Annotated in this window: 7 protein-coding genes; 3 read left to right on the top strand and 4 right to left on the bottom strand. The window is 69.9% G+C overall.

The features are described 5' to 3' along the window. Positions 1-2: 2 nt before the first annotated feature. Positions 3-2,063 carry a M3 family metallopeptidase gene (locus CCR79_RS12625; protein ID WP_201173546.1) on the bottom strand — a complete coding sequence of 687 codons (2,061 nt, stop codon included), beginning with the start codon at positions 2,061-2,063 and terminating at the stop codon, positions 3-5. Positions 2,064-2,177: 114 nt separating this feature from the next. Between CCR79_RS12625 and gorA the strand changes: the two genes are divergently transcribed. Further along, positions 2,178-3,539: a glutathione-disulfide reductase gene (gene gorA / locus CCR79_RS12620; protein ID WP_201173543.1), complete on the top strand. Its 1,362-nt coding sequence runs from the start codon at positions 2,178-2,180 to the stop codon at positions 3,537-3,539. 16 nt (positions 3,540-3,555) lie between these two features. Beyond that, positions 3,556-4,086, top strand: coding sequence for a gamma carbonic anhydrase family protein (locus CCR79_RS12615; RefSeq protein WP_201173540.1), 531 nt, complete (start codon positions 3,556-3,558; stop codon positions 4,084-4,086). Between the two features lie 60 nt (positions 4,087-4,146). On the opposite strand, the gene CCR79_RS12610 is transcribed toward CCR79_RS12615, so the two are convergent. The 3 genes from CCR79_RS12610 to CCR79_RS12600 form a co-directional block, all read right to left on the bottom strand. Further along, positions 4,147-5,508 carry a sodium-dependent transporter gene (locus CCR79_RS12610; RefSeq protein WP_201173537.1) on the bottom strand — a complete coding sequence of 454 codons (1,362 nt, stop codon included), beginning with the start codon at positions 5,506-5,508 and terminating at the stop codon, positions 4,147-4,149. Between the two features lie 72 nt (positions 5,509-5,580). Next, positions 5,581-6,414, bottom strand: coding sequence for an endonuclease/exonuclease/phosphatase family protein (locus CCR79_RS12605; protein ID WP_201173534.1), 834 nt, complete (start codon positions 6,412-6,414; stop codon positions 5,581-5,583). Positions 6,415-6,542: 128 nt separating this feature from the next. Continuing rightward, positions 6,543-7,187: a c-type cytochrome gene (locus tag CCR79_RS12600; RefSeq protein ID WP_201173525.1), complete on the bottom strand. Its 645-nt coding sequence runs from the start codon at positions 7,185-7,187 to the stop codon at positions 6,543-6,545. A gap of 180 nt (positions 7,188-7,367) precedes the next feature. Here CCR79_RS12600 and yihA point away from each other — a divergent pair, with 180 nt between their 5' ends. Continuing rightward, positions 7,368-7,988, top strand: coding sequence for a ribosome biogenesis GTP-binding protein YihA/YsxC (gene yihA / locus CCR79_RS12595; protein WP_201173522.1), 621 nt, complete (start codon positions 7,368-7,370; stop codon positions 7,986-7,988). Positions 7,989-8,024 lie beyond the last annotated feature (36 nt).

Below are 8,024 nucleotides of genomic sequence, written 5' to 3'. Positions count from 1 at the left end.
GATTACCCGCGGGAGGGGGCCGGGTCGTCGCTGAGTCCGCTCTGGCGTAGCAGCGGTTCGATGCTCGGCGGCCGGCCGCGGAAGCCCTGGAACAGCTCCCGGGCCGGGGCCGCACCGCCCATCTCCAGGATGTTCTCGGCCAGCGACTGGCCCACGCTGCGCTCGAGCAGCCCCTCCTCGCGAAAGCGCTCGAAGGCGTCCGCGGAGAGCACCTCCGCCCACTTGTAGCTGTAGTAGCCGGCGGCGTACCCGCCGGCGAAGATGTGCGCGAAGCTGTGCGGGAAGCGCTGCCAGGCCGGCGGGTGGACCACCGCCACGCGCCGGCGGACATCCTCAAGGGTGCTCAGGATGCCGGCCGCCTCCGGGGCGTCCCGGCGCTGGTGGAGTTCCAGATCGAACAGTGAGAACTCCAGTTGGCGGAGCATCTGCAGCCCGGCCTGGAAGTCGCGGGAGGCCCGCAGCCGTTCGAACAGTGGCTGCGGGAGTGGCTCGCCGGTCTGGTGGTGAGCGGCCAGCAGATCCAGCCCCTCGCGTTCCCAGCACCAATTCTCCAGCAGCTGGCTGGGCAGCTCGACCGCATCCCACTCGACCCCGTGGATCCCCGCCACCGGGCGCCAGTCTTGGCGGGTGAGCAGGTGGTGCAGGGTGTGGCCGAACTCGTGGAACAGGGTGACCACCTCGTCGTGGGTCAGCAGCGCTGGCTCACCCTCGGCGGTGGGCATGAAGTTGCAGGTCAGGAAGGCCACCGGGGGCTGAACGCCGTCGCCGCGGCGGCGCCGGCTGCAGCACTCGCCCATCCAGGCGCCGCTGCGCTTGCCCGTGCGTGCGTAGAGGTCGGCGTAGAGGCCGCCGCGCGCGGCCCCGTCGGCATCGAGCAGCTCGTAATAGCGGACATCCGGGTGCCAGCTCTCGACGTCGTTGCGGAGCCGGAAGCGGACCCCGAACAACCGCTCGGCGATCGTGAACAGCCCCTCGACCACGTGCTCGGCCGGGAAGTACGGGCGCAGCGTCTCGTCGGAGAGCTGGAAGCGCTCCTCGCGGAGCCGCTCGCTGTAGTAGGGGACGTCCCAGACCTCCAGGTGATCGATCCCGTCGCGCTCGTAGGCGAAGCGCTGCAGCTCGTCGAACTCGTCCTGGGCGCGTGGGCGGGCGCGCTCGGCCAGATCGGTGAGGAAGCCGTGCACCTCCTCGGGGGAGTCGGCCATGCGCCGTGCCAGGGCCTGGTGGGCGTAGCTGGGGTAGCCAAGCAGATCGGCCTGCTCGGCGCGCAGGCGCAGGATCTCCTCCATCACCGGGGTGTTGTCGTAGTGCGCGGCGTGGGGGCCGGCGTCGGAGGCCCGTGTGGCGTGGGCGGTGTAGACCTCGCGGCGCAGTTCGCGGTCCTCGGCGTGCTGTAGCACGGCCAGCACGCTGGGCATCTGCAGGGTCAGGCGGTAGCCACTGACGCCGGCCTCGGTCGCCGCCTGGCGGGCCATGGAGCGGGCCGAGCCGGGCAATCCGGCCAGTGCCGCCTCGTCCACGTCCAGGTGCCAGGCCTGGGTGGCGTCGAGCACGTTCTCCTGAAAGCGGGCACCGAGCTCGGCCAGGCGCTGTGCGTTGGCCCGGAACCGGCTGCGTGCCGGCTCTTCGAGCCCCACACCGGCGAGTTCCAGATCGCGCAGGGTGTCGGCGATCACCTTGCGCTGCGCTGGATCCAGGCCCAGCGCAGCGGCGCGTTCCGAGAGATCGTGGATCGCCCGGTAGAGCCGCGGATCCTGGCCCTGCTCGGCGTAGTGCGCGCTGAGTGCCGGGAGGGCGGCGTTGTAGGCCTGGCGCAGCTCCGGCGAATCGGCCACGGCGTGCAGGTGGGCGACCGGTGCCCAGACCCGGGCCAGCCGGTCGTCGGCCTCCTCCAGGGGCAGCATCAGGCCCTCCCAAGTGTAGGGCGGGCCGGCTGCTAGGGCCGTCTCGAGGGCCTCGCGGCTGCCCTCGATGAGGGTCTCCACAGCGGGTTCGACATGCTCGGCGCGGATGCGTGGAAACGGCGGCAGCAAGTGATCGTCAAGCAGCGGGTTTTGCGACATATCACCACCTCAGCAGCGGACGCGTTACACTCTAGCACGCGTGCGGCGAACGATCCCTGCACCGGATCCGGGGGAGCGGGGGGTTCGCCCGATGCCGGTTTTCGAGGAGGGTCCATGACGGACGAGTACGATCTGATCGTCATCGGTGGCGGCAGCGGTGGCATGGCCACGGCGCGTCGCGCTGCGGCTCACGGGGCCCGCGTGGCCATGGTCGAGCGCGACCGGCTCGGTGGCACCTGCGTCAATGTCGGCTGCGTGCCCAAGAAGGTCATGTGGTACGCCAGCGAGACGGCCGCCGCGCTCGAGCGCGCCGCCGACTTCGGCTTCAGCCTGGGGCAGGCCCCCGGCTTCGACTGGGCGGCCCTGTGCCGGGCCCGCGACGCCTATGTCGAGCGGCTCAACGGGATCTACGCCACCAACGTCGAGCGTGCCGGGATCGAGCTCTACCGGGGAACCGGGCAGCTGCGTGACGCCCACACCGTCGAGGTGGACGGCCGGGCCCTGCACGGGCGCTACATCCTCCTCGCCCCCGGCGGGCGGCCGAGCCGGCCGGAGATCCCCGGGGCCGAGCACGGCATCGACTCCGACGGTTTCTTTCAACTCCGTGAGCAGCCCCGTCGGGCCGTGGTCGTCGGGGCCGGCTACATCGCCGTGGAGCTGGCCGGCGTGCTGCACCACCTGGGCACCGAGACCACGCTGACCGTGCGTCGGGATGGTCCCCTGCGCGGCTTCGACCCGCTGCTGCGCGAGGCCCTGGCCGAGAGCCTGGAGGTGGACGGCTTCGACCTGCGCACCCACTTCGTCCCCGCCGCCTGCGAGCGCCAGGCGGACGGCAGGCACACCCTGGTGGCCGAGGACGGCCGGCGCATCGAGGGCGTCGATACCGTCATCTGGGCCATCGGCCGCGACGCCGCCACCGGCGGCCTGGGTCTTGAGCGTGCCGGTATCACCCCACGGGCCGACGGCACCATCCCGGTGGACGACTACCAGCGCACCGAGGTGGATTCGGTGCTGGCCGTGGGTGATGTCACCGGCAACGACTTCCCACTCACCCCGGTGGCCATCGCCGCCGGGCGGCGCCTGGCCGATCGGCTCTTTGCCGGCCGGAGCGATAGCCGCCTGGATTACCGGGATATCCCGTCGGTGGTCTTCACCCACCCGCCGCTGGGTACCGTGGGCATGACCGAGCCGGAGGCCGAGGCCGCCTACGGCGCCGACCAGGTCACCTGCCACCAGACCCGCTTCTTCCCCATGAACTACGCCCTGGCCCCCCAAGAGGTGAAGCGGCGCACGGCCATGAAGCTGGTGACCGTCGGTGCCGAGCAGCGGGTGGTCGGTGTGCACCTCTTCGGCGAGGGCGCCGACGAGATGCTCCAGGGCTTCGCCGTGGCGGTGCGCATGGGGGCGACCAAGGCCGATTTCGACAACACGGTGGCCATTCACCCCACCAGCGCCGAGGAACTGGTGACCCTGTAATCAAACGGGAGCCGACATGATCCGCGAATTCGGAGGCATCCGCCCGCAGCTCGGTCCCGGGGCCTGGGTCGATGCCACGGCCCTGGTCATCGGCGACGTGACCCTCGAGGAGGAGGTCTCGGTCTGGCCCACGGCCGTCCTGCGCGGGGACGTCCACCGCATCGAGGTCGGTGCGCGCACCAACATCCAGGACGGCGCGGTGGTCCATGTGGGCCACGACGGTCCCTACTGCCCCGGCGGCTTCCCGGCGCTGATCGGGGCCGAGGTGACGGTGGGCCACAAGGCGGTGATCCACGCCTGCCGCGTGGGCGATCATTGCCTGGTGGGGATCGGCTCGGTGATCCTCGATGGGGCCGTGGTCGGCGCCGAGAGCATCATCGGGGCCGGCGCCCTGGTGCCGCCGGGCAAGGAGCTGCCCGGGGGCTACCTCTACCTGGGCAACCCGGCCAAGCCGGTGCGCGAGCTGACCGACGCCGAGCGCGAGCACCTGCGCTACTCCGCCAACCACTACGTGGGCCTGAAAGAGCGACACCGCGGCAGCGCCTAGGCGCCGCGCGGTGTCCGTTCATCCCGTGGCCCGGCGGAGCCGGGCTCCGGCGCCCACGGGCTAGCCGAGCAGCCCGAGGCTGTTGGCGAAGACCACCAGGATCGCTGCCGGCACGATGTAGCGCACCAGCACCAGCCAGGTCCGGTACAGCCACCCGGGCAGCGCCAGCTCCTGGCCGGTGACGCTGCGCGGCAGCACCCAGCCGGCGAACACCGCCATCAGCAGACCGCCGAGCGGCAGCATGATGCTGGTGGAGAGGTACTCGGCCAGCTCCTGGAAGTTCAGCCCGGCGATGGTGAACCCGGCCCAGACGTTGAATGCCAGCAGCGAGCCGATGCCCACCAGCCAGGCCGCGGCAGCCACCGCTGCGGCCGCCTTGGGCCGCCTCCAGCCGCGCGTCTCCACCAAGTAGGCGGTGGCCGGCTCCATGATGGAGATCGCCGAGGTGAGCGCGGCGAAGGAGAGCAGCAGGAAGAACAGCGTGCCGAACAGCGCGCCCAGCGGCATCTGCCCGAAGCCGTAGGAGAGGGTCACGAAGACCAGGCCCGGCCCACTGTCCGGATCGAGCCCGGCGGCCAGCACGATGGGGAAGATGGCCAGACCGGCGAGCAGCGCGATGACCGTGTCGGCGCCGGCGATCAGCCCGCTGTTGCCGGGGATCGAGGAGCGCTTGGACAGATACGAGCCGTAGGCCATGATCGCGCCAAGCCCTAGGCTGAGGGTGAAGAAGGCCTGGCCCATCGCCACCAGCACCGCATCGCCGCCGATGGCGCTGAAGTCCGGCGAGAACATGAAGTCCATCGCCTCGACGAACGCCCCGGCGCCCATGCCGTAACCGACCATCACCAGCAGCAGCAGGAAGAGGATCGGCATGAGCAGGCGCACCGCGCGCTCCAGGCCGTTCTGCACCCCGCGCAGGACGATGTAGGCGGTGGCCCCCATGAACAGGGTGTGCCAGAAGAGCATCTGCCACGGGCTGGCCAGCAGGTTGCCGAACACCTCCTCCACCTGGCTGGTCTCGGCGCCGGTGAAGGTGCCGGTGGCGGTGTAGGGGACGTAGGCGAGCGACCAGCCCGCCACCACCGAGTAGAAGGAGAGCACCAGGAAGCCGGCGCAGACCCCCAGCCAGCCAAGGATCTGCCACCAGCGTCCGCCGCCGTACTCGGCGGGCAGGGCGCGCATGGTGTTGATGGGGCTCTGGCGGCCGCGGCGGCCGATGAGGATCTCGGCCATCATCACCGGGATGCCGATGGCGAGGATGCAGGCCAGGTAGATCAGGATGAAGGCGCCGCCGCCGTACTCACCGACGACGTAGGGGAAGCGCCAGATGTTGCCCAGGCCCACGGCGGAGCCGGTTGCCGCCAGAATGAAGGCCCACCGCGATCCCCACTCTCCATGGATCGACTGCCGCAAATCCGTCATGGCCATGCTCCCCGTCGGAACTTGACGCGGGAGCGTAATACAGTTCCGCGGGCGGCAACAAACCCCTGCGCGTTATGCCGCAGGCAGCCGGACTGCCTCGGGCAGGCCCAGCTCCATGGCGATGGGCAGGTGGTCCGAGAGGGGATATTCCAGCACGCGGGCCCGCTGCACCCGGAGCGTGGAGCTGATCAGGATGTGATCGATGTTGTGGCGCGGGCGCCAGCTGGGGAAGGTGTGCAGCCCGTGGATGGGCTCGGAGAGGTCGGTGCGCCGCCCCAGGCGGTCGAGCTCCGGGCTGTCCGTCCGGCAGTTCAGGTCGCCCATGACGATCACGTGCCGGTGGGCGTTGACCAGCTCGGCCAGGAAGTCCATCTGCCGGATCCGGGTCCGCCGGCCCAGGGCCATGTGCACCTGGATGACATTCAGCGCCTCGCTGCCCGCGCCGAAACGGATCTGCAGTGCCCCGCGCCCGGGGATCAGCCCGGGCAGGCGGTGCTCACGGATCTCCGCCGGGCGGTAGCGGGCCAGCAGGCCGTTGCTCTGCTGTGCCAGGCGACCCATGTTGCGGTTGGTCTGGATGTACCAGTAGGGGAAATCCGCCTTGTAGGCCAGGTGCTCCACCTGGTTCATGAAGCCCGTGCGGAAGCTGCCGGCGTCCACCTCCTGCAGCCCGACCAGGTCGTAGGGCTCGATCCAGCCGCCGATGCGCTCGAGGTTCATCTGCCGCTGCCGGTCGGGCAGCACGTGCTTCCAGCCCCGCGTGAAGTAGTGGTGGTAGCGCGAGGTGGCGATGGCGTTCTGGATATTGTAGCTGACCACCCGGATGGTGGCCGGCGCCTCGGGCGAGAGCGTCGGGTGGAGGGTGGCGTAGACGCCCTCGCGCAGACGGTAGGAGATGTTGGTCATGGGTGCCGAAGCCTCGGGCGACGGAGTGGCGTCGTTCCTGCCGGGTATAAAAAAACCCGCCTACCCCCGCGGATGCGGGGGAGAGGCGGGCTTATCCGTGACCTGGTCGGGACAGCGAGGCGTTGCGATCACTCGTCGTCGTCGTCGAGGAGCGTCATGCTCGCCATGTAGGCGGAGACGGCCTCGATGTCCTCCTCGGTCATGCGACCGGCCGTGTCGCGCATCATGCGGTTGCGGTCGCTGGCGCGGTCCTCATTCTTGAACGCGGTCAGCGCATCGTTGAGGTAAACCTCCTGCTGACCGGCCACCGCGGCGAACTGGCCACCCTTGATGCCCTCGCCGTTGGGCCCGTGGCAGGAGGCGCAGGAGGGCACGTTCCGCTCGCCGATGCCGCTGTGGTAGATCTCACGGCCCTGCTCGGCCAGCTCCTCGTCCACGTCCTGTGCCGGCGGCGGGTCCTGCTTCTCGAGCCAGGCCGCCACGTTGCGGATGTCCTCATCCGAGAGCTCGGTGGCGTTGGGTGTCATCAGGAGCTCCGGGTCCCAGCGGTTCTCGTCCCGGAAAAGCTCCAGATGGTAGACGATGTAGTCCTTGTGCTGCCCAGCGTGGCTGGGCCACTCGGGGACATCGCTGACACCGGTGACACCGTGGCAGGCCAGACAGACCTCGTTGTTCAGCTGCTCGCCCGCATCCAGGTCGACCTCGGCCTGGGCGGTGGTCGCGCCGAGCGCGAGGGCGGCGACCGTAAAGCCGGTCAGGGTGCGCTTGTGCATGACTTGTGTTCGCTCCGCTAATGGAGTGGGCTTTCCTTGTGCGTACCTTGGACGCAGAACGCTGCCACTTATAGCAGCAGCGTCCGCAAGCGTCAATTTGTCCGGCCACGCGCAGACCGGCGACGATTCGCGCTGCCTATGAAACCATGAAAGGACCGAATCGTGACACAAGAGGCAGGCATGACAGCAGACCGTATCTACCGGCGGGCGCAATTCCGGCTCAGCGCGCCCACCCCGGCGGACCTCGGGCCGGACGAGGGGATCGAGGTGGCCTTCGCCGGGCGCTCCAACGTGGGCAAGTCCAGCGTCCTCAACGCGCTGACCGGCCAGCGCAAGCTGGCACGCACCAGCGGCACCCCGGGGCGGACGCAGACGATCAACTGCTTCGACCTCGACGAGACCCGCCGACTCATCGACCTGCCCGGCTACGGCTACGCCAAGGTGCCCCAGGCGGTGAAGCGGCGCTGGGAGCAGGCCCTGCCCGAGTACCTGCGCAACCGCCAGGCGCTCTACGGCGTGGTGGTGATCATGGATGTCCGCCACGCGCCCACCGAGCTGGACCTGCAGATGCTGCGCTGGTGCGCCGATGCCGGGCTGGTGCTCCACGGGGTGCTGACCAAGGCGGACAAGCTCAAGCGCGGCGCCGCACGCAACCGATTGCAGGCGGTGCAGCGGGCCACCGCCGAGGCCGGCGTCACGCTGCCGAGCGTGCAGCTGTTCTCGGCGCTCAAGGGCGAGGGGATCGATGAGCTGACGGAGGTCCTCGATGCGTGGTTCGCGGTGGGGAACTCTTCGGCGTGACGGATGGTCGCACCTAGTGAGCGTCGCTGATGTGCG

It is taken from the genome of Halorhodospira halophila, assembly GCF_016653405.1.
Classification (GTDB): Bacteria; Pseudomonadota; Gammaproteobacteria; order Nitrococcales; family Halorhodospiraceae; genus Halorhodospira; species Halorhodospira halophila_A.
The sequence above is the reverse complement of the archived record's forward strand: the minus strand, read 5'-3'. Positions and strand labels throughout refer to the sequence as shown.